This is a genomic window from Halanaerobium saccharolyticum subsp. saccharolyticum DSM 6643, assembly GCF_000350165.1.
GTDB lineage: Bacteria > Bacillota > Halanaerobiia > Halanaerobiales > Halanaerobiaceae > Halanaerobium > Halanaerobium saccharolyticum.
This window is the reverse complement of sequence record NZ_CAUI01000023.1, coordinates 368,555-390,060: the sequence shown is the minus strand read 5'-3', so window position 1 is coordinate 390,060 and position 21,506 is coordinate 368,555. Positions and strand designations below refer to the sequence as shown.

Annotated in this window: 21 protein-coding genes; 18 read left to right on the top strand and 3 right to left on the bottom strand. The window is 33.5% G+C overall.

The window, feature by feature from the left end; all coding sequences use genetic code 11:
• Positions 1–5 precede the first annotated feature (5 nt).
• On the top strand, positions 6–2,687 hold the full coding sequence (locus HSACCH_RS12010) for a cation-translocating P-type ATPase (RefSeq protein WP_005490131.1): 2,682 nt from the start codon (positions 6–8) through the stop codon (positions 2,685–2,687).
• A gap of 61 nt (positions 2,688–2,748) precedes the next feature.
• Here the strand turns inward: HSACCH_RS12010 and HSACCH_RS12005 are convergent, their stop codons facing one another.
• The gene (locus HSACCH_RS12005; RefSeq protein WP_005490129.1) at positions 2,749–3,003 is read right to left on the bottom strand and encodes a hypothetical protein; all 255 of its coding nucleotides are present in this window, start codon (positions 3,001–3,003) and stop codon (positions 2,749–2,751) included.
• 175 nt (positions 3,004–3,178) lie between these two features.
• On the opposite strand from HSACCH_RS12005, the gene arsM reads away from it, so the two are divergent.
• From arsM to HSACCH_RS11940, 13 genes are all read left to right on the top strand, one after another.
• Positions 3,179–3,976: an arsenite methyltransferase gene (gene arsM, locus HSACCH_RS12000; protein ID WP_005490127.1), complete on the top strand. Its 798-nt coding sequence runs from the start codon at positions 3,179–3,181 to the stop codon at positions 3,974–3,976.
• A gap of 24 nt (positions 3,977–4,000) precedes the next feature.
• On the top strand, positions 4,001–4,306 hold the full coding sequence (locus tag HSACCH_RS11995; protein ID WP_005490125.1) for an ArsR/SmtB family transcription factor: 306 nt from the start codon (positions 4,001–4,003) through the stop codon (positions 4,304–4,306).
• An 88-nt stretch (positions 4,307–4,394) separates the two neighbouring features.
• Positions 4,395–4,589, top strand: a complete 195-nt coding sequence (locus tag HSACCH_RS11990) for a YwbE family protein (RefSeq protein WP_005490124.1) — start codon at positions 4,395–4,397, stop codon at positions 4,587–4,589.
• Between the two features lie 299 nt (positions 4,590–4,888).
• Entirely contained in the window at positions 4,889–6,004 is a 1,116-nt protein-coding gene (locus tag HSACCH_RS11985) for an ABC transporter substrate-binding protein (protein ID WP_005490123.1), read from the top strand.
• An 85-nt stretch (positions 6,005–6,089) separates the two neighbouring features.
• Complete coding sequence (locus tag HSACCH_RS11980; RefSeq protein WP_005490122.1) at positions 6,090–7,901, top strand: ABC transporter permease; 1,812 nt, start codon at positions 6,090–6,092, stop codon at positions 7,899–7,901.
• 2 nt (positions 7,902–7,903) lie between these two features.
• Positions 7,904–9,004, top strand: a complete 1,101-nt coding sequence (locus HSACCH_RS11975) for an ABC transporter ATP-binding protein (RefSeq protein ID WP_005490121.1) — start codon at positions 7,904–7,906, stop codon at positions 9,002–9,004.
• A 270-nt stretch (positions 9,005–9,274) separates the two neighbouring features.
• Entirely contained in the window at positions 9,275–9,829 is a 555-nt protein-coding gene (locus HSACCH_RS11970) for a tetratricopeptide repeat protein (RefSeq protein ID WP_005490119.1), read from the top strand.
• Between the two features lie 271 nt (positions 9,830–10,100).
• Positions 10,101–10,493 (top strand): type VII toxin-antitoxin system MntA family adenylyltransferase antitoxin, encoded by a 393-nt coding sequence (gene mntA, locus HSACCH_RS11965; RefSeq protein WP_005490118.1) that lies wholly within the window; start codon positions 10,101–10,103, stop codon positions 10,491–10,493.
• Entirely contained in the window at positions 10,486–10,902 is a 417-nt protein-coding gene (hepT, locus tag HSACCH_RS11960) for a type VII toxin-antitoxin system HepT family RNase toxin (RefSeq protein ID WP_005490117.1), read from the top strand. Before mntA ends, hepT begins: the two co-directional genes overlap by 8 nt.
• Positions 10,889–14,161 carry a DEAD/DEAH box helicase gene (locus tag HSACCH_RS11955; protein WP_235044022.1) on the top strand — a complete coding sequence of 1,091 codons (3,273 nt, stop codon included), beginning with the start codon at positions 10,889–10,891 and terminating at the stop codon, positions 14,159–14,161. Before hepT ends, HSACCH_RS11955 begins: the two co-directional genes overlap by 14 nt.
• 70 nt (positions 14,162–14,231) lie before the next feature.
• A complete protein-coding gene (locus HSACCH_RS11950) occupies positions 14,232–15,005 on the top strand; it encodes a nitroreductase family protein (RefSeq protein WP_005490114.1) in 774 nt (257 codons plus the stop codon).
• Between the two features lie 74 nt (positions 15,006–15,079).
• The gene (gene rihC, locus HSACCH_RS11945) at positions 15,080–15,994 is read left to right on the top strand and encodes a ribonucleoside hydrolase RihC (protein WP_005490112.1); all 915 of its coding nucleotides are present in this window, start codon (positions 15,080–15,082) and stop codon (positions 15,992–15,994) included.
• Between the two features lie 25 nt (positions 15,995–16,019).
• A complete protein-coding gene (locus HSACCH_RS11940; RefSeq protein WP_005490111.1) occupies positions 16,020–16,253 on the top strand; it encodes a DUF2905 domain-containing protein in 234 nt (77 codons plus the stop codon).
• Between the two features lie 95 nt (positions 16,254–16,348).
• On the opposite strand, the gene HSACCH_RS11935 is transcribed toward HSACCH_RS11940, so the two are convergent.
• Both HSACCH_RS11935 and HSACCH_RS11930 read right to left on the bottom strand, forming a co-directional pair.
• Positions 16,349–17,143: a CheR family methyltransferase gene (locus tag HSACCH_RS11935; RefSeq protein ID WP_005490110.1), complete on the bottom strand. Its 795-nt coding sequence runs from the start codon at positions 17,141–17,143 to the stop codon at positions 16,349–16,351.
• 5 nt (positions 17,144–17,148) lie between these two features.
• Positions 17,149–18,153, bottom strand: a complete 1,005-nt coding sequence (locus HSACCH_RS11930; protein ID WP_005490109.1) for a protein-glutamate methylesterase/protein-glutamine glutaminase — start codon at positions 18,151–18,153, stop codon at positions 17,149–17,151.
• A gap of 191 nt (positions 18,154–18,344) precedes the next feature.
• On the opposite strand from HSACCH_RS11930, the gene HSACCH_RS11925 reads away from it, so the two are divergent.
• From HSACCH_RS11925 to flgK, 4 genes are all read left to right on the top strand, one after another.
• Entirely contained in the window at positions 18,345–18,764 is a 420-nt protein-coding gene (locus tag HSACCH_RS11925) for a hypothetical protein (RefSeq protein ID WP_005490108.1), read from the top strand.
• A 246-nt stretch (positions 18,765–19,010) separates the two neighbouring features.
• Positions 19,011–19,280 (top strand): flagellar biosynthesis anti-sigma factor FlgM, encoded by a 270-nt coding sequence (gene flgM / locus HSACCH_RS11920; protein WP_005490106.1) that lies wholly within the window; start codon positions 19,011–19,013, stop codon positions 19,278–19,280.
• Positions 19,281–19,291: 11 nt separating this feature from the next.
• Positions 19,292–19,795 (top strand): flagellar protein FlgN, encoded by a 504-nt coding sequence (locus HSACCH_RS11915; protein ID WP_005490105.1) that lies wholly within the window; start codon positions 19,292–19,294, stop codon positions 19,793–19,795.
• Between the two features lie 15 nt (positions 19,796–19,810).
• Entirely contained in the window at positions 19,811–21,493 is a 1,683-nt protein-coding gene (flgK, locus tag HSACCH_RS11910) for a flagellar hook-associated protein FlgK (RefSeq protein ID WP_005490104.1), read from the top strand.
• Positions 21,494–21,506 lie beyond the last annotated feature (13 nt).

The following is a 21,506-nucleotide window of genomic DNA, read 5'->3' as shown; positions in this document are numbered from 1 at the left end:
GCAGCTTGAGTCAAAAATATTATAGAGAAAAAATAGATAATATAGTCAAAGATTTTGATACAGATCTTAGTCAGGGACTTACTCAAAATGCTGTAGAAAAAAAGAAAGAAGAATATGGGAAAAACAAGCTGAGTGAATCTCGAGGAGTTTCATTCTGGCAGATTCTATTAAATCAGCTTAAAGATCTAATTATTATTATTTTGATAATTGCAGCTGGACTGGCTTTTTTAATAGGTGACAATTTAGAAGGCTTTGCAATACTTGCTGTGATAATCTTTAATACAATAATTGGTTTTGTGACCGAATATCAGGCCCAAAAAGCCGTAGCTTCTTTAAAAAATGTTTTAAGTAAAATGGCATTAGTTCTGCGCTCAGGGACTAAAAAAGAGATAAAAGCAGAAGAATTGGTACCAGGAGATATCATCTTTATTGAAGAAGGAGATCAGATCCCGGCTGATGCAAGACTTTTTGAATCTACTAATCTAACAGTTAATGAGGCTTCTTTAACAGGGGAATCCGAAAGTGTAAGTAAAGATGCTGCAGCTAACTTTGAAGAAGAAAAGACCTTGGCTGAAAGAACTAACATGGTTTATATGGGAACAACAGCAGCCCGCGGTAAAGGGAAGGCAATTGTTACTGCTACTGCTGAAAAGACTGAGATCGGTAAAATTGGAGAAATGCTTGATGAAACAAAAGAAGGGAAAACACCGCTTGAGAAAAGACTTGATAAACTTGGTAAATCTCTGGTTAAAATTACTTTAGTAGTAATTGCAATTTTAACTGTGCTGGGTATTGTCATGGGAAGACCTGTTTATGAAACCATTAAAACAGGGATTGCCCTTGCTATTGCAGCTGTGCCTGAAGGACTGCCAATTATTGCTACTATTACTTTAGCAATCGGGATGCAGAAGATGGTTAGACATAAGGCGCTTGTTAGAGAATTATTAGCAGTTGAAACTCTGGGCTCAGTCACTACTATCTGTACAGATAAAACCGGAACAATTACCGAAAACCAGATGACTTTAAAAAAAATATATTTAGATAATCAAGAAATAGAGATAAGTGGTACCGGCTATCAACCAGAGGGAGATTTTTCTAAAGCTGGTGATAAAATTGATTTAAGTAAAGCTGATGATTTAAAATTGACTCTTAAAGCTTCTCTGCTCTGTACTTCTGCAGAATTAAAACAGGAAGATGGAGAATATACTGTTCTCGGAGAAGCAACCGAGGGCGCTCTTTTAACAGCCGGGAGAAAAGCTGGATTTTCAAAAGCAGGTCTAAAAGAAGAGGGTTATCAGAAACTGGCTGAAATCCCTTTCAGTTCAGAAAAAATGTACATGGCTGTTGCTTACAGCACAGCTGAAAATAAGGAACATCTTTATTTGAAGGGCTCCCCGGATGTTGTTTTAGAAATGTGTAATTCAATTTTGTCAGGGGGAGAAATTAAAGAGTTAACCGCTGCTAAAAAAGAAGAAATAAAAGAAGAAAATAAAAAAATGGGAGAAGAAGGCCTTAGAATTTTGGGAGTTGCTTTTAAAACAGGTGAAAATCTAAATTCTGAAGCTGAGATTAATAATAATATTGAAGAGGGATTAACTTTTTTAGCTCTAACAGCAATTATTGATCCTCCCAGAGAATCAGTTAAAAAGGCCATTGAAGAGACGAAAAAAGCAGGTATTAAGACTAAGATGATTACTGGAGACCAGATGGATACGGCGGCAGCTATTGCAAGAATGGTCGGAATAACTGGTAGTGATAATGTCGTCAGCGGTCAGCAGATTTCAGCTGCTTCTGGTTCTGAATTAAAGGAATTAATTAAAAGTAATTCAGTTTTCTCTCGAGTTACACCGGAAAATAAACTGCAGATTATCAATGCTTTAAATCAAGAAAAGGAAATTACTGCAATGACGGGTGATGGAGTTAATGATGCTCCTGCCCTTAAGAAAGCTGATATTGGTGTTTCGATGGGCAAAAGGGGAACTTCAGTGGCTCGTGAAGCTTCGGATATGATCCTGCTTGATGATGATTTTGCTACAATTGTTACAGCAGTTAGAGAAGGAAGAGTTATTTTTGATAATATCCAAAAATTCATTTATTATCTTTTTTCTAATAACTTAAGTAAGATAATATATATTTTTCTAGGTATAATTTTCAATTTACCCTTACCTTTAATTGCAATGCAGATTCTTTGGATTAACGTTGTAATAGATGTTTTTCCAGCGTTATCATTAGCCTGGGAACAAGAAGAAGATAAGATTATGGAAGAAAGAGCTAAGACTGAGCGTAATATTATGGATAGATCTTTTAAAAAGAAGGTTGCAGTTCATAGTATTATTTTAGCTGTCGGACCAATGTTATTATATGTCTGGGCTTTAAAAAGTGGTTATAGTTTAGAACTAAGCCGAACCTTAAGTTTTTCAGTTTTAGCCTTTACTCAACTTTTCCATGTATTTAATGCTCGCCGTAAGTCAGGTATTGCTTTTGATAAAACAGTTTTTGAAAATAAATATCTCTGGCTTGCAGTTGGAATCGGTTTTATTTTTCAACTGGCAGCAATTTATTTACCAGCACTACAGGGGATTCTTTCTACTGTTCCAGTTCAAGCCTCACTCTGGCTGCCTGCAGCTGTCGCAGTAGTTATTCCAATGGCTGTAATCCAGATTCACAACTGGAAAAGTTATAAGTGAATTTAATAGACAATATTTTAGCCCATTCTATTTTTAAAATATAGAATGGGCTTTTTAAAATTTACTCAAAATCAAGTTCCATGCTCTTAACTTTAACGCCTTCAATCTCTGTTAATGCTTCTTGCAGTTCAGCAACTTCTGCTTGAGAACCAACAAGGTCTAAGATAATCATGCCTTCTTCAGCACAGCTGCTGCTTTCATGCATTCCCAGCCGGGTTGAAATTAAACAGCCATTATCAGTCAAAACTTTCTGGACTTCAGGTGCTGCATCAGTTCTTTGATCAATCAAAATCGCCATAATTGTAGAATGTTTCACAATATCACTCCCTAATTTAATGTAGTTATTATAATATTTATTCATAATTTAAAATTATCCTTTAAAAATAAGTAAATTATATATTTATCGTTCATTTGCGATTAACGATAAATGTGTTATAATATCAATAGTAGTTAGTATTAGATGCATAATTTTAATATAGGGGGGATTGATTATGGCAAACAAAGATTTAGAAATTAAAGATAAGGTTAAGAAAAATTATACAGAAGTAGTAACTAGAAACCAAAGTGGTTGTGGCTGCAGCTCGTCCTGTTGTAGTGGTTCAGATAGTAAAGAAGATAAAGCAAAAGAACTGGCAGCAAAAATGGACTACAGTATTGAGGAACTTGAATCAGCTTTTGCAGAAGCAAATTATGGTCTGGGATGCGGTAATCCAGGGGCTATTGCAAATTTAAAGGCAGGAGAAACAGTTCTTGATTTAGGCTGTGGAGCCGGCTTTGATGTTTTTTTAGCTGCCAGACAAGTTGGTGAAAATGGAAAAGTTATAGGTGTTGATATGACAGAGGCTATGATAGAAAAGGCCAGGGCTAATGCAGTTAAAAATGGGATTAATAATGTAGAATTTATACTAGGGGAAATCGAAGAGCTGCCGCTGGCTGATAATAGTATTGACGTTATTATTTCAAATTGTGTGATTAATCTTTCTCCAGCTAAAGCAAAAGTTTTTGCTGAGGCAAAAAGAGTATTGAAAAATGGAGGTCGACTTGCTATTTCTGATATATTAAAGGCTAAAGATTTTCCAGCAGCAATTAAAGACAATCTTGATAATTTTAGCAGCTGTATAACAGGAAGCATTGAAAAAGATCAATTGCTCTCAATTTTAGATGAGTTGGAATTTAAAAATATCGAAGTTGAAAGAAAAAATAATAGTGCTGAAATAGTGGAGGATTGGATTTCTGGAATAGATATCAATAATTATATTTATTCAGCCTATATTAGAGCAAAAAAATAAATGCAGCAATTTGGAGTGGTTAGAATGACTAAAAGTATTAGAGCTGAAGAGTTAAACCAACTATCTGAACTGGCAAAAGGGTTGAGTCATCCCCACCGACTTAGAATAATAAAGATCTTGGCTAAATTACCCTCAGATAATCAATGTATGGTCAGCAGTATAGTTGATCAACTCCCAATCGCTCAATCAACTGTTTCTCAGCATCTTAAAATCTTAAAAGAGACTGGTTGGATAGAAGGAAGAATCGATGGCCCTAGAGTCTGCTATTGCATCAGAGAAGATGTTTTTGCTAAATATAAAAAGGAACTTGAACAATTATTTGAAATTTAAATAATTTGCTACCAATAATTTGGTACCAGATATCAAAGAAATTTACTGTATTCGGTACCAATAAATATATTAAAGAAAGGGTGAAATTATGGATGGAAATAAGAGAACTAATATCAAAAAAGGTTTAAAGGTTAAAGTAGTGAAAAAGAAGGATCAAAGAAGCGGTAAGCTGACAGAAGGTACAGTTAAAAGAATTTTAACTAATTCAGCTAATCATCCCCATGGAATAAAAGTAATGCTCGAAAGTGGAACGGTTGGTAGAGTTAAAGAAATAATTAAATAATAATTCTTCAATTAATTAGGCTTAGTTATAAAATTACCTACATTAGAATTATGTAGGTAATTTTTTTGTTTTTTAGATAAAAAGGTAAAATTAATAAAAAAATAAAAATTTAATTAAAAAGTTAAAATATAAAAAGGGATTTAAATATTAATGTAGAAATATTTAAGTATAATATTGAAAATTTTCTTAATTTTAAAACAAAAATAAAGTTATAGCAATTTTTTTTTGGATGGAGGTGGTATAATTTAACGGTATATTTTTTTTAGTATGAGATTCATTAAAAAACGGGAGGGATTATTTTGAAACTTAAAAAACAATTTATTACTGGATCAATATCTTTAATTTTATTAGCTGTTTTACTTTTAACTGTTGCTGTTTCTGTGCAGGCTCAGGAAAATTGGGAAGAAATTGTTGCAGCTGCTAAAGAAGAGGGAGAAGTAACAATTTATTCAACAACAAGTCGTGTGTATGATGCAGCAGAACTTTTTGAAGCAGAGTATGGAATACAAGTTGATGCTCATCGCTTAAGTGAAGTTGAGTTAATCGAAAGAGTGAGAGCAGAATCCCAAACTGGTCAGCAAAATATTGACATAGTAATTATTGAAGATTTAACAACTATGCGCGAACTCTTAATTAGACCAGGATATCTAGTAAATTATATTCCACCAGAAGCTAAAGCCAATATTCCAGAAAAATATCATGAGCCTTTGGTTTTAGGTTATATAAATAGAGTTTACGGATATAACACTCAAGTGTATTATGAAGAACCAATTGAAAATATCTGGCAGTTTACTGATCCTGAGTGGGCTGGACGTTTTATGATTCGTGATCCACAAATCACCGGTGAACACTTAAATTATTTCTCTGAAATAGTAAGACGTTCTGATGAAATGGCTGCAAGCTATGAAGAATTTTATGGTGAGCCCTTAGAGATTACTGAAGACAATGCAGGTTTAGAATTTATTAAGCGCTTAGCACAGAATGATCCAGTGGTAATGGATAGTGACACCAGGATTTCTGAAGCTGTAGGTACTAGAGGTCAAGAAGATCCTCCTCTGGGTTTTACTTATGTATATTCAAAGCATAGAGATATAGAAAATAAAAATCTTGCTTTAGATTATATGAGGAATATTGAGCCTAATCTTGGTTACTATTACGGGCTTTATGTGCAGCTTGCAGGTGAAGCAAGAAATCCAAATGCAGCTAAAGTTTTAGCTAACTTTTTAGTTGGCCCTGAAGGATTTTCTCCTTGGGCTGATGATATTGGTGTCTATTCAATGAATGAAAATGTTGAATTTCACCCAATGGATAAGCCTTGGGGTTACTGGGAAGAACGCTTATGGACTTATGATCCTGATTTTGCCGCACAGCAGAGAGGTATTATTACTGATGTTTGGCAGAGAAGTATTCAGTAAAATTAGTTTTAGTTTAAACTTAATAGCCCCGTTTAATATTAGACGGGGCTATTAATAAATTATATTGTTGTGAGGTGAAGATAATTTGAAATTAAAATCTATAGTCAAAGATCTTTTGTGGAAAATAAAATTAAATTTAAATATGACCAATGTTTTTAGTGTTATTATAATTGGTTTTCTGATTTATACTGTATTATATCCATTATATATTATGTTATCTGAAACATTTATTGTTCATCCAATGGAGCGCTTTCGAGTTGGAAAAGAGATAGGTTCTTTCACTTTCTTTCACTGGATTTATAACTTTTTTAGTGAGATGTCGATGACAGCTTTTTATAAACCATTTCTTAATTCCTTAATTATTGCTACGGCTATTTCGCTGTTGGCCTTAATCATTGGTGGGGTACTGGCATTTTTAGTTGTTCGAACAAATATGCCTTTTAAAAAAATGATTTCTAATGCAGCTCTTCTGCCATATATTATGCCTTCCTGGACTTTAGCTCTAGCCTGGATGACAGTATTTAAAAATCCTAGAGTTGGAGGAACTCCTGGTATTTTTCAGAGTTTGACCGGATACATATTACCAAACTGGTTTTCTTTCGGTATTTTACCAATAATTATTTGTCTTTCCCTCCATTATTTCCCCTTTGGTTTTATGCTTTTAGGTGGTGCTTTAAATAGAATTGATACCCGCCTTGAAGAATCAGCTGAACTACTGGGAGCAAGTAGAGTTACAATTATTAAAAAGATTATTATTCCACTTTTAACGCCTGTAATTTTTTCTACCATTCTTTTAACTTTTACCAGAGGATTAGGAACTTTTGGGGCACCGCACTTTTTGGGTGGACCTGTAAATTTTTATGTGCTTTCAACCAGGTTAGAGTCTAGTTTGGTTGGACAACGAGTTGGTTCAGCCTATATTGTTGCTTTTATTATGATTTTAATGGGGATTTTAATACTTTATATGGATCAAAAGGTTATTGGAGCTAGAAAAAGTTTTGTTACTGTTTCTGGAAAAGGTGGAGATAGTAATAAAATTGACCTGGGGAAGTATAAAAATCTGATAGCTGTATTGGCTTTGATTTTTGTTATTGCAAGTTCTGTAATTCCAATTAGCATTTTAGCTATTGATTCCTTTATGTTGATCCCTGGCCATTATGAACTTTCAAATTTTTCACTGCATAACTGGATTGGGGAAGCAACTAGAGAATTTGGACTGGCGACAGGTGAAAGAGGAATCCTCTTAAATTCAAGATTTCAAAGTGCAATGTTAAATACACTGCAGTTAGGTTTTATTACAGCTATTATCACAGGTATTATTGGGATTTTAGTCGGACACACTGTAGTCAGACTCAGAGGAACTAAATTTGCCAATTTTTTAGATCAACTTTCTTTTTTACCATATATGATTCCAAGTATTGCTTTTGGTTCAATAATTTTAGCTTTATTTGCTGTTCGCAGAGGACCTATTCCAAGTTTATATGGAAGTTTTTGGCTCTTAGTTGTAGCCTGTGTGGTTAAATATCTTCCTTATTCAACTAGGGCAGGAATTGGTGCTATGAGGCAGATTGGACCTGAGCTTGAAGAATCAGCAATTTTATTTGGAGCCAACTGGTTTACCCGCATGAAAAGAATTATTTTTCCACTGCAGAAACATTCATTTTTTTCAGGCATGTTATTGCCTTTTATTTCTGCTATGAGAGAATTAAGTCTTGTTGTTTTACTTGTATCACCAGGAAATCAAGTAATTACTTCAATTACAGTAATGTATACTGAGCGTGGCTGGTATCCGATTGCTAATGGAGTAACTACTTTATTAATCTTAATTATAATTATGTTGGTTAGTTTAAGTCGTTTCCTTATGGGAACAGATTTATCTAAAGGACTAGGAGGCTAATAATGGCAGAAATAGTATTAAAAAATATCACAAAAAAATTCGGAGATGTTACCGCTGTTAAAAATCTTGATTTATCTATAGATGCAAAAGAATTTACAACTTTATTAGGGCCTTCAGGCTGTGGTAAGTCAACAACTCTAAGAATGGTTGCAGGTTTAGAAAGACCAACAGCTGGAGAGATATGGATTAAAGATGAATGCGTATATTCAAAAGAAAAAAATATCTATGTACCACCAGGAAAAAGAAAATTGGGGATGGTTTTTCAAAGTTATGCGCTTTGGCCTCATCTGACAGTTTTTGATAATATTGCTTTTGGGCTGCAGATAAATAATAAGCCGGATATTAAAGCAAAAACAAAGAAAGTAGCAGATATTCTGGCGATTGCTGATCTTTTAGAAAGATATCCAAATGAGCTTTCTGGTGGACAGCAGCAGCGGGTAGCTATTGCCAGAGTTTTAGTTATGGATTATGATATTCTTTTGTTGGATGAACCGTTATCTAATTTAGATGCACAGCTTAGAATGGATATGCGAGCTGAGTTAAAAAGACTGCACAATGAATTAAATTCTACAATTATTTATGTAACTCACGATCAGTTAGAAGCTCTGACAATGTCCAGCAACATAGCAGTAATGAATTCTGGTTTGCTGCAGCAGTATGCTGGGCCGATGGATGTTTATGATCAGCCTGCAAATTTATTTACGGCAAAGTTTATTGGGAATCCTCCAATAAATCTATTTGAGGCAGAGTTAAAAATTGAAACTGGAGTTAGAAAAGCAAAGCTGTCTCAAAAGCTTGAACTTTTACTTGCTGATAAAAAGTTTGATGCTCTTGAAGCTGGAGCAGAAATTAATATCGGGATTCGGCCTGAGGATATAGAAATTAGGCCAATAGCTGAAAGTCCAGATGCTAAATATAAAGGGGAAATTTATTCAGTCCTACCGGCTGGCTCAGAATGGTATTTTAAGGTTGTGTGGGAAGATAAAATTATTACTGTTTCTGAACATTCAGGAATGGATTTAGAACAGGATGATCAAGTAGCTATCAATATTGAAGCAGAAACAATTAAGCTCTTTGATAATCAGGGTTTATTAATTAAATAATAATTAGCACTTAATAATTACCCATATTAGAAAGATGTGGGTAATTTTTTGTTTTTTAGCGATATTTTATTGTAATAAGTCGGAATAACTTGTATCATTAAATTATAAGATTATTTAAATTTCTTAAAATGTTGATACTAAAACTTAAAAAAAGGATGATAAAATGTTAAATAAAATTAAAAACTTTATTCAAGAAATCAAAGACAAACGAGCTTACAAAAAGGAATCAAAAAATTAGATGAGGGATATTATAAAGAAGCAGAAGAAATTTTGTCTGAACTAAAGGACAGTCAATTAGTAGATAGAGAAATGCTCTTTTTTAATTTAGGTGGCGCTTTGATTGGACAGGATAAGCTGCCGGAAGGAGAAAAATATTTACACCGGGCTATTGAGATTGAGTCTGAGCATGATTATATCTGGGCTACCCTGGCAGAAGTAAACCTGCTGCAGCGAAAATGGGATGAAGCTGAAAAAGCTATTAATAAAGCTATTGAAATTGAGCCTGAAAAAGATTTTTATGAGCTTAAAAAAGAAGTGATTTGTGGTAGTGATGAATTAAAAGAAAATTATTTAAAACATTTTGAGCTGCTTAAAGAAGCTATTGAGGAACAAAAAAATGAAAACTGGCAAAAAAGTATTGAACTTTTAAAAGAATCTTCAGAGTACTACAGTAAAACTGGTTATATTTATAATCAAATCGGGGCAATTTACAACAATAATCTTGGGAATTCAGATTTAGCAGCACAATTTTTCAAAAAAGCAATTGAAAAAGAACCGGATAATGAGATTTTTCAGCGAAATTTAAAACAGGTATTGAAAAAATAATTGATGATTTAATTTAACACTGCAATTTAAGAATTTAAAATGATTTAATATATTAACTAAGATTAATTGCTCATATTGTAAAAGGTATGAGTATTTTTTTTGTTTAAATGTCAAATTGTTATTAATCTTTGGTCAGCAAAGTTCTGGTAAAGATAAAATAAAAAAGTATTTGAAGCTTCTAAATCTGAAGTTGATGCTTGTTCTCTCCAACTAAATATAATATAATAAAATATAGACTTGAATTTGGAGCCTTTAATATGGAGGATTTAATATGGATTTAGATCTTGATTATATCAAATCATTTTTAATAGAAGAGCTGGAGGCTGAATTGATCTATCTTTTTGGATCCTATGCTGTCGGTAAAACGAGAGATGACAGTGATTTGGATCTGGCTTTTTTATCGTCGAAAGAGATTGATGATTATCAGCGTTTTTTAACAGCTCAAAAATTAGCCTCTAAATTAAATATTGACATAGATTTAGTTGATTTAGCTAAGGCTTCTACAGTATTTAAAACTCAAATCATTCAAGGGGATTTACTTTTTGCAAAAAATGAGCAGCAGAAACAGCAATTTGAACTTCTTACTTTAAAAAAATATGCTCGTTTAAATGAGGAAAGAAAAGAAATTATAGAAAAAATTGAAAGAGGTGCTGGAAATGGATGATATTTTAATTAATAAAAACGAAACAGTTAAACGCTGTCTAAAAAGAATTAATGAAGAATATCAGAATAATCCTGCAAATTTGAAGAATTATACAAAACAGGATTCGATTATTTTAAATATTCAGCGTCTCTCAGAAGCAGCAATCGACATTGCAATGCATGTGGTTGCTGAATTAGAATTGGGAGTTCCCCAAAGCAGTAGAGATGCTTTTCAATTTTTAGTTGAGAATGATCTAATTGAAAATAGGACTGCTGAAAAGCTTAAAGCTATGGTTGGTTTCAGAAATATTGCCGTTCACGAATATCAAAAGTTGAACTTAAAAATTGTAGAGGCAATAATAGAAAATGAAATTGAGGAAGTTAAAAACTTTTCTGAAAAGATGCTTAAAAAAATGGTTGAAAAAAGTTAACAAAGCAGGAGCTGAAAGAATGAGCAGCAAAGAATTCATTAAAAACTTAGTTTCAAATAAAATATATCAGCGTGGAATTAATTATTATAATCGCGGTCGGGTTCTGCAGTATAGGATTAATAAAGTTAAGCCAAATCATTATCAGATTTCAGCTCGAGTTTCAGGTACCAAAAAATATGAGGTGAATTCTGAAATTAGATTAAGAGAAAAAGGTATAGATATTGACAGCAGCTGCAGCTGTCCCTATGATTGGGAAGAGTTTTGCAAACACGAAGTTGCTGTATTTTATAAATTTATGGAAGAAGATTATCGTTCTCCTAAAGTAAATTATGAGCCAAAAGCTGTTCAAGAAGTCGAAATTACAGAAGAAGAAGCAGCTAAAAATAAAGTTGAAACTGGAATTGTTGAAAAAAGAATTGCTGATCGCAGTTTTAAAAAGCTTTTGGAGATTACTAAAAACTATGATGAAAGTGAAATGCCAAAATTAGAATATAGTATTAAGGGTATTTCAAATATGGAACTTAAAAACTTTAAAATTATTTTTGATACAGATTATCTAAGTCAGCAGGAGCTTGAAGAAGTGGTTAGATCATTAAATGAAGATAAGCAGTATGCCTACTATAAAGAGAGTCTGCTGCAAAAATATTTTTATGGTAAAGAATTAGAACTTTTAGAAAAACTGTCAGATCTAAAAAAGAGTAAAGGCAGAGGCTGTTCACTGCGCTTAAATAAAAACACAGAAAATCTTGACTTTATTTTAAACTTAAGTCAGAAATTCGAATTAACTTTAGAAGAAAATGGGATTATAGTTAAAAAAGGAAAAACATTGCGGCCGGAACTTAAATTGGAAGGTAATTTAGATGAAATTAGCATTGATTTAAAAGAAGATGACTTTCCTATTTATCAGGGAGATGAAAAAAGCTGCCGTTGGACAATGATTGGAAATACGATTCATAAGGTTGATTTTTATAATTTTTCTGAACTTCCAACTAACTTTATAATACCTAAGCAGAGGCAGGGAGAATTTTTATTTGAAATAATACCAACCTTAGAGAAAAACCTTGAGCTTGATCGTTCAGAAGAACTGGAAGGTTATGAACTAATTAAAGAAAGTCCTAAAATTGACTTAAAACTTGATTATACTCAGCAAAAAATAAGCTGTCAGTTAGAAGTTGAATTTGCAGGTGAAAAATACAGCAACACCGAACTGCTGGGGATTAACACTGATGAAAATATTTATAAAAAAGATTCGGAAGATCCAAAGCTCTGGTATGGAAGAGATAATAAAGCTTTAGCAGAGGTTATTAATTTTTTAGAAGACTATAATTTTAAAGTTAGACCCGAGCATTTTATTATCAAAGATAACAATGAAATTCAGGAATTTATCACTGATGGAATGACTCATATACCTGAGGATTGGAATGTTGAGCGCAGCGAAAGTTTTGATCAGATAGAAATTAAAGAGGTAAAATTAGAGCCGATCATTGAAATTGAAGACAGTGAGGGAATAAACTGGTTTGATTTCAGCATCAGCTACAATCTTGGTGGTAAAACATATACCCGGCAAGAACTGCAGCAGCTAATCTCTTATAATAAAAATGGAGAAGCTTATGTTAAACTTGATAATCACTACTATATTTTAGAAAGTGGTGCTCAGGAAGAAAAGGTAGAACAGATGCTAAAAGATGCTGAAACACAGGCTGATGGTTATCGAGCCCCCTATCATAATCTGCTTTATTATAAGAATTTAGTTGAAAAAAGCGGTATTAATTTTAAAGGTAATAAAGTTTTTAATGAATTAGAAGATGAGATTAGTGGTCTAAATGTGGTTAAAGAAAGAAATATACCAGCTGAAGTTAAAGATAAGCTGCGTGATTATCAAAAAAATGGCTATAACTGGCTGCGGTTTCTGCATAAATATCATTTTGGCGGTATTTTAGCGGATGATATGGGTTTAGGAAAAACACTGCAGATGCTGACACTTTTAAAAAGCGTTGAACCAGAAAAACCGGCACTTGTGCTCTGTCCTAGAACTTTAATTTACAACTGGCAGGAGGAATCAGATAAATTTTTCGATAATTTAAAAACCCTTGTCTATTATGGAACTCCGGCAGAGAGAGAAGAAATGCGCCAGGATTTTAGTGATTATGATTTAATAATTTCTTCTTATTCGACTATCAGCCGAGATGTAGTAGAGCTAGATCAAGAAAATATAAGTTTCTCTTTCGCAATTTTGGATGAAGCTCAGCATATTAAAAATCACCGGACAAAAAGGGCTAAGGCTGTTAAAAATATTCAGGCCAGTTCTCGCCTTGCTTTAACAGGAACCCCGCTTGAGAATTCTATAGAGGAACTCTGGTCGATTTTTGATTTTTTGATGCCCGGTTATTTAGGAAATTACAGCTATTTTAAGAAACACTTTTTAAATCCAATAAATAAGAATAATGAGAAAGAAAAGATGACAGAGTTAAAAGAAAGAGTCGCACCCTTTATTTTAAGGCGCCGCAAGGATCAGGTTTTAAAAGAACTTCCCGATAAAATAGTTAATGTCCACCCTGTAAGTATGACTCAACTTCAGGAAGACAGTTATCAGACTGTGCTCGAGGAAGTAAGGGGGGAGCTCTATCAGACAGTTGAAGAAAAAGGTTTTAATCGCTCGCGGATTAATGTTTTAGCTGCTTTAACAAAACTGCGCCAAATCTGTAATCATCCTGCTTTGATTTTGGGAGAAGATGCGAAGGCCCATAATTCAGGTAAACTTGATGCTTTAAGAGAACTGTTATCAGATGCCTTAAGTGGAGGCCACAAAATTATTGTCTTTAGCCAGTTTGTTAAAATGCTTAAACTAATTAGAAATGACTTAGATCAAGATGGAATTAACTATCTCTATTTAGATGGCTCAACTCGAAAAAGAATGGAGAAAGTAAGAGAATTTAACAGTAACGAAGAGGTTAAAGTCTTTCTAATCAGTCTAAAAGCAGGTGGAGTAGGCCTAAATCTAACTGCTGCTGATATGGTTGTTCATGTTGATCCCTGGTGGAATCCAATGGTAGAAAGGCAGGCAACAGATCGTGCCCACCGATTGGGCCAGGAAAATAGAGTGATGGTCTATAAGTTAATCACCAGGGGCACGGTGGAAGAAAAGATGTTGAAACTGCAGCAGAAAAAACAGGATTTATTTGATAATATAATTGAAAATAATGTTAATCCAATTAAAGCTATCAGCTGGGATGATATACAGGAACTTCTTGCTTATTAAATTATTTTAGAGCAGTTTTTGTCTAATTTAAGTTTAAATAATAAGAATAACACAATAGGAGAGATATAAGATGAATCAGTCTAGGATGACTAAAGAACTAAAATCTGAACTTTATCAGACAATCTATAAACGCCAGTCAGTCAGAAAATATGAGCAAGCAAAGCTGAGTCAGGATCAGCTGCAGGATATTGAAGATTTTTTAAATAAGGCAGAGCTTTTAGATCCAGAGATTAAATTTGAAACCAAAATTGTTGATTCTGAGGCTGTAAAAAGTTTAATTCCTATTAAAGCCCCTCATTATCTTCAGTTTTTTTCGGAGGCTAAAGGTGATTATCTTTTAAATGCAGGTTTTGTTCTGCAGCAGCTTGATTTATATCTTTCAAAAAATGATTTAGGAAGCTGTTGGTTTGGAATGGCTAAGCCTAAAAAAGAGATAATAGCAGAGTCAGATTTAGAATATGTGATAACTTTAGTCTTTGGTAATTCTAAAGCAGAAAACCACCGTGATTCAATTGAAGATTTTGATCGTAAATCTCTTTCAGAAATAAAAAAGGGTGAAACGCATTATGATCTCTTAGAAGCAGTCAGGCTGGCACCATCTGCAACAAATGGACAGCCCTGGTATTTCATTTCAGAAAAAGACCAGATTCACTTATACCAGGTAGAGCCCAACTTTATTAAGAAATTTTTCTATGAAAAAATGAATAAAATTGATATGGGGATTGCTCTGGCTCACCTCTGGCTGGCTGCAGATCATCAGCAGCAGGATTTTAAAGTTGAAAAATTAAGTGAAAGCCCGGCTGAAGTTGAAGGATATAACTATCTGACTACAGTTAAATTATAGCTGGTCAAATCTGACTGGATAACGCTGCTTGGGGCAGGTTATAAATATATTAATGATTAACAGGAGATGATTTAGTGAAAAGAAAAATAATAATAGATACAGATCCCGGAATAGATGATGCAGCAGCACTGGCGATTGCCTTAAATAATTCAGAACTAGAAGTAGAAATGCTGACTACGGTTGCCGGGAATGTTAATTTAAATTATACAACTGAAAATGCTAAAAAGATTTTAGATTTTTTTGAGAAAGATACACCTCTGGCCCGGGGGAATTCTCTACCTCTTTTAAGAGAGTATGAGGATGCAAGTCAGTTTCACGGGGAAACAGGAATGAGTGGTTATGATTTTCCCGAAAGCAGCAGGCAGCTGCTGTCCGAACATGCTGCAGTTGAGATGAAAAATAGAATTTTAGCTGCTGCTGAAAAAATAACTCTGGTTACAATCGGTCCCCTGACAAATGCAGCTTTACTTTTAAGCATGTATCCCGAAGTTAAGGATAAAATAGAAGAAATTGTGATTATGGGTGGCTCCACAATCGCCGGCAATACTAATTCTAGTGCTGAGTTTAATATTAAAGTTGATCCTCATGCAGCTCAGATGGTAATTAACTCAGGGCTGCCAATAACTATTTTTGGTCTGAGAACAACCAGCAAAGCCGTTTTAAATAAAAACGATATAGAAGAAATAAAAACTTTGGGTCAGGCAGGAGAAATGCTCTATTCTTTATTTACCCACTATCGCGGTGGCAATTTAGAAACTGTTGGTTTAATGATGCATGATATCTGTACGATCTGCTATCTTTTACGCCCAGAAATTTTTGAATTTCAAAAAACTTATTTAGAAGTGGCGCTTGCTGGCCCGGCTGCTGGAACTACAGTCGCCGATTTAGCAGCTAGATATACAGCTGAAAAAAATGTGAAGCTGGCAGTAGGAATTGATCAAAAGCAGTTTAGAGATTGGGTTGTTGAAGAGATGAAAAAGTTAAAATAATTTTTTAGGAGGGGAGTTTTGGCAGATGGACGAATATAAAAATATTGGTATTTTGTTGATAATACTCGCTCTTATAATTGCTTTAGTTGGAGCAGTAATTTATTTTGCCGGAGCTTCATTTTCCTGGTTTGGAAATTTACCAGGTGATTTAAAAGTGGAGAGAGAAAATTTTACTTTCTACTTTCCAATGGCCACAATGCTGGTTTTAAGTATTTTTTTAAATATTATAATTAGGTTAATACTTTATTTTTTTAACTAATAAATTAAGCCCCGTTCTTCTTTTAAAGTGTCTATTTTTTTTAAAGCACTTAAAAGGGAACGGGGTTTTAAAATAGCTTATTAATTTAATCAAAACTAATTATTTTTGTTATACCTATAAATAGACTGATATACTTTCTCTAAATCATATTTTTCAGCCGAGAAAATATACTCTGTGTTACCTAAAAAGAAATAGTAATCCTGATTTAAAACAGAAAGAAACTTTTTTATCAGCTGATCCTTCATGTCTTTTGTCAGGTAAATAAAAAAGTTGCGGCTTAATATAAGATCCCAGTTTCTATCAAATCTACCATTAATCAAATCCTTTTCTTCAAAATTAACGAGTCTTCTAATTTTAGAATCTAAAACAAAAAAGTTATCTTTTTCCGGATGGGGCTTAAAATATTTCTGCCTTAACTTAGTCGAGACATTTTTTAATGAATTTTCTCTGTAAATACCACTTCTAGCCTGATCTAAAATGCCGGGATCAAGGTCACTTGCATAAATCTCAAAACGATTTGACGCCAGACCTAGTTCTGTTAAAATAATTGCTAGAGTATAGGGCTCGCAGCCGTTAGAACAGGGGGCACTCCAAATCCTAATCTTCCTTTTCTTTTCTGCTAATTCTGGTAATATATCATTTTTTAAAAATTTAAAGCTCTCTGGATTACGAAAAAATTCGGAAGTGTTAATAGTAAAATGATTTAAGTAGGCTTCTTTAAAAGCTGTATCATTTTTAATTAAGCTGATACATTCATCAAAATCATTAACATCATATCTGCGCATTAAACTTTTAGTTCTTCTTTCGACCCTATCCAATTTATAGCCATCTAGATCAATATTTAAAACCTCTTTTGCCTGATTCTTAAAGTCCGAAAATGTTAAACTCATTTAATTTATCCCTCCACAATTTCGATTAATCTTGCCGCTATATCATTAATATTTAAGATTTCATCATAGGCACCCTTAGCTGCTGCCGCTGATGGCATACCATAAACTAAGGCACTTTCTTTAGCTTCTATTATACCATAAGCACCGTTATTGGTCAGTTCCTCCATACCTACAGCCCCATCACGTCCCATTCCAGTTAGGATAACAGCAGTTATGCGCTCAGCATTATAATTTTGAGCCAGGCTTTTGAGCATATAATCTACTGAAGGACGAACACCGTGTTCTTTGGGATTTTGATTTAATTTAACCTGACCATTATTATTAATTTCTAAGTGATAATCTCCGGGCGCTAATAGTGCATGTCCCTTTTTCAATTTATCTCCTGCCTCAGCTTCTTTAATACTTAAACCAGAGATGCTGTTTAACCTATCTGCCAGGGTTTTAGTAAAACCAGCAGGCATATGCTGAACAATAACAAAGGCGGCAGGGAAATTATTGGGAATGCCGCTTAAAAGTGTTGATAAGGCTCTAGGTCCACCAGAAGAAGTTCCGATAGCAACTATCGGAAAAGATTTAATTCTTTTTCTAATTTTCACCGGTTTAGTTACTCTTTCTTTTTTAGATTTGTGAGCAGCTTTAAGTTTTGTTATCAGTTCTTCTTTGATAGAATCAATATTTAAAGAAATTGAACCTCCTGGTTTAGGTATAAAATCAAAGGCCCCGATATCCAGAGCTTTGAAAACTGTTTCGCTGTTGTCTAAAGCACTTACCATGATTACCGGTATCTCCGGATATTTTTCTTTAACTATTTTAAGAGTCTGAAGACCATTAAGTACCGGCATTTCTATATCAAGCATCAGTAAATCTGGTTTTTGTTTTTTTAATTTATCTAATAAATTCTGTCCGTTATAGGCTGTATCTATTACAGTAAGTTCCGAATCAGCCTCAACTGTATCGGAAAATATTTTGCGCATAAAGGCCGAATCATCGCAGATCATAACTTTTAGCATTTTAAAAACCTCCTGCTTTTTTTGGACTATATAAACCATATTCTTCAAAGATGGTGCAAAACCTTTTTGAAAAAATATTTTCAAAACTCTTTCTAAAATGATACAATATATTTGATTTCAATAAAAAAGTCGAATTTTGTATTAAATAATATTCTATCAAATTAATCTTTAAAATAACAGGGGGATTATAAATGAATTTAATTAACTGTCAGGAATGTGGGAAAGTTTTTGCTTCTGCAGGACAGAAAGTTTGTCCTAACTGCAGGAAGAGCGAAGAAGAAAAATATGAACTGGTAAAAGATTACCTCTGGGATCATCCTAACTCTACAGTAAAGACAGTATCGGAAGCTACGGGTGTAGAGGAAAAGCTAATTATTAAATTTATTAAAGATAACCGACTTCAGAGTGATGGTCTAGCAATTGACTACAGCTTAAAGTGTAAAATCTGTGATAAAGAGATAGCAGCTGGAGTTTATTGTGAAAGCTGCCGCACTAAGATGATTAACGATTTAAGCTCTAAACCCAGTCAGGAAACTGAAAAAGATAAAAATAAGGGGAAAAAGAGTGACAAGATGTTTATAAGTGACAGATTTAAGAAAAAAGAAAGATAGAGAAAGAGCTAGTAAAAGCAGTTATAAGTTATTTAATTCCGCCTGAGAGTGTTTAAAAGCATTCAAAAGGCGGTTATTTTTTTATTAATTTATCTAGAGTCTTATTTAGGAGCTATAATTAGATAATTGAGTTTAATAGATTAAAATAGCTATAAATCAGCTTAGAATAAATTTAATAAATATCAGCAGCTGACGATAATAGTAGTAGAAGATAAAAAAACTTTGATTTAACTGGAGGGGAAAGCTGTGAAGATTAATAATATTAAAGCAGGAAAAATAGAACAGTACTATCAGCAGTTAAAACAAAAACAGAATAAAGCTGCTAAAAACTCTAAAAATGATCAGATTAAAATTTCTTCGCAGGCTAAGGGTATTTTAACTGCAAAGGCTGAGTTGAAAAATAGACCTCAGATCAGAACAGATAAAGTAGCTGATTTAAAAGCGAAGCTTGAAAATGGTAACTATCAAATAGACAGCAAAAAAATTGCTGAAAAGATGTTAAAAAATATTAAGTAGGTGAAATATTAATGCAGGGTGAGCTAAAAAATAACTTATTAGAATTACTAAAAGAAGAAAAAGAACTTTATCAAGAACTTTTTGAAATAGCTGAAGCCAAAAATGAAGCTTTAGTTGAAAATGATACAGAAGCCTTAGCTGAAACTTTAAAACGTGATCAAAAAGTGATAGAAAAGATAGAAGCTAAGGAAAAAGAGAGAAAAGAAATAATAACTGAAATCAAAGAAAAATTTGAGCTAAAACTTGAAAATGATAAATACAGTGATTTCATTAAAAAGCTTCCTGCTGACTGGGGAGCAGACTTAAATAGTATCAGAGAAGAATTAATAGAACTTACAGATAAATTTTACAGTTTAAATGATCAAAACCAGGAACTGCTCACAAAGGCATTAGAGCTTAACACTTTTTCGATAGAGACTATTTTAAACAGCATAAAAGATAATGAAAAAAACACATATAGTAAAGATGCTAAAGAGAATAAAGGTCAGCCGAGGTTATTAAATAAACAGGTTTAAAGGTGGTTAAATATAATGAATAATATATTCAGCGGCCTCCATGTCGGGTTAAGAGCGTTAGAGACTCAGCGTAAATCTCTCGATGTGACAGGACATAATATAGCAAATGCAAATAATGAAAATTATAATAAACAGCGGGCAGTACATAAAGCCTCTTATCCTTATACAGCTCCTGGGCTATCCAATAACGGAGGAGCCGGACAGTTTGGGACTGGAGTTGAGATTGAAAGTGTGGAGCGAGTTAAAGATCAGTTTATAAACTCTCAAATTTTTAATGAAACTCAAACTACAGGTTACTGGACTGAAATGCAGCGGGGTTTGGAGAAGATAGAGTATATTTTTAATGAACCTTCTGATTCCGGAATAGACACTGCGATGGACCAGTTCTGGAATTCACTCCAGGATTTAAGTAATAATCCCAGTGATGACGCAGCCCGTAACATGGTCAGAGAAAACGCCCGTAATCTAGTTGATTCTTTTCAGAGTGTAGAAAATCAGTTAGTTGATTACAAGGAAAGTATAAATGAAAATTTAACAAATGCAGCTAAAAAAGTTAATGGTTTGACAACGCAGATTGCAGATCTAAATAAACAAATTGTTTCGGTCAATGGTAGTGATCAGAATCCTAATGATCTTTTAGATGAGCGAGATGCATTATATAAAGAGCTAAACTCGATGTTAGATGTACAATCCCGAGAAGATGAAGCAGGTAATTTGATAATCTCTGCCGATGGAAAACAGATTGTTAATGGCTCAGATGCTTATGAGCTAGAGATGATTGAAGATCCGAATGATGCGGATAAAATGATTTTGGGACATTCCAAAACAGGCTCACCGGTTGAAATTAAAGATGGTAAAATTAGTGTCTGGGTAGATCAAAGAGATAAAAATTTAATTAAAACTTTAGATGATAAAATAGCTGATTTAAATACACTTGCCAATGATATGGTAACTCAATTTAATGAACAGCACAAAGCTGGTTATGATGCAGAAGGAAAACAGGGTAAAGATTTCTTTGTTGAAATTACTGATTCGGATAAGGCAGTTTCTCAACTGGCTTTAACAGATGAGATTGATAATCCTGATGGTGGTTTAGATAAAATTGCAGCTGGAAATACAGTTTCTGATCTTTCAATTATAGGAATTGAAAAAGCTGACACCAGTGATTCAGAGGATAAGTTTGAAATTACAATTGGAAAAGATGGTGATGATTATAAAGTTGAAGTAACAAATCTGGAAACAGGAGATTCAATAACTGGACTTGCTAAAGAAGAGGATGATTTTAAAATTGGATTTGATATAGATCTTGGGTTTGTTGCAGCTGGTCAGGCTAATGCTGACTTTGATATAACTGCTAAAAGCAAAGGAACTGCTGAAGTAGATTTAGGTTACAGTATTGGCAATGGAGAAAATGCTAATGCTCTTTCTGATATCTTTAATCAGGATGGCAAAAATGTAAAATCTGATTTTAGAAAAATCATTACTTCTGTAGGTGCTGAATCATCTAGAGCTCAGAAAATGGTAAATAATCAGGAAGTCGTTTTGAAACAGTTAAATACTCTTGATAGGAGTATTTCTGGAGTTTCTTTAGATGAGGAAATGGCTAACTTAATTAAATATCAGCAGTCATATTCAGCAGCAGCTAAATATATTAATAAAACAGAAGAATTACTGGATTCATTAATGACAATAGTTTAAGATATAGGAGTTG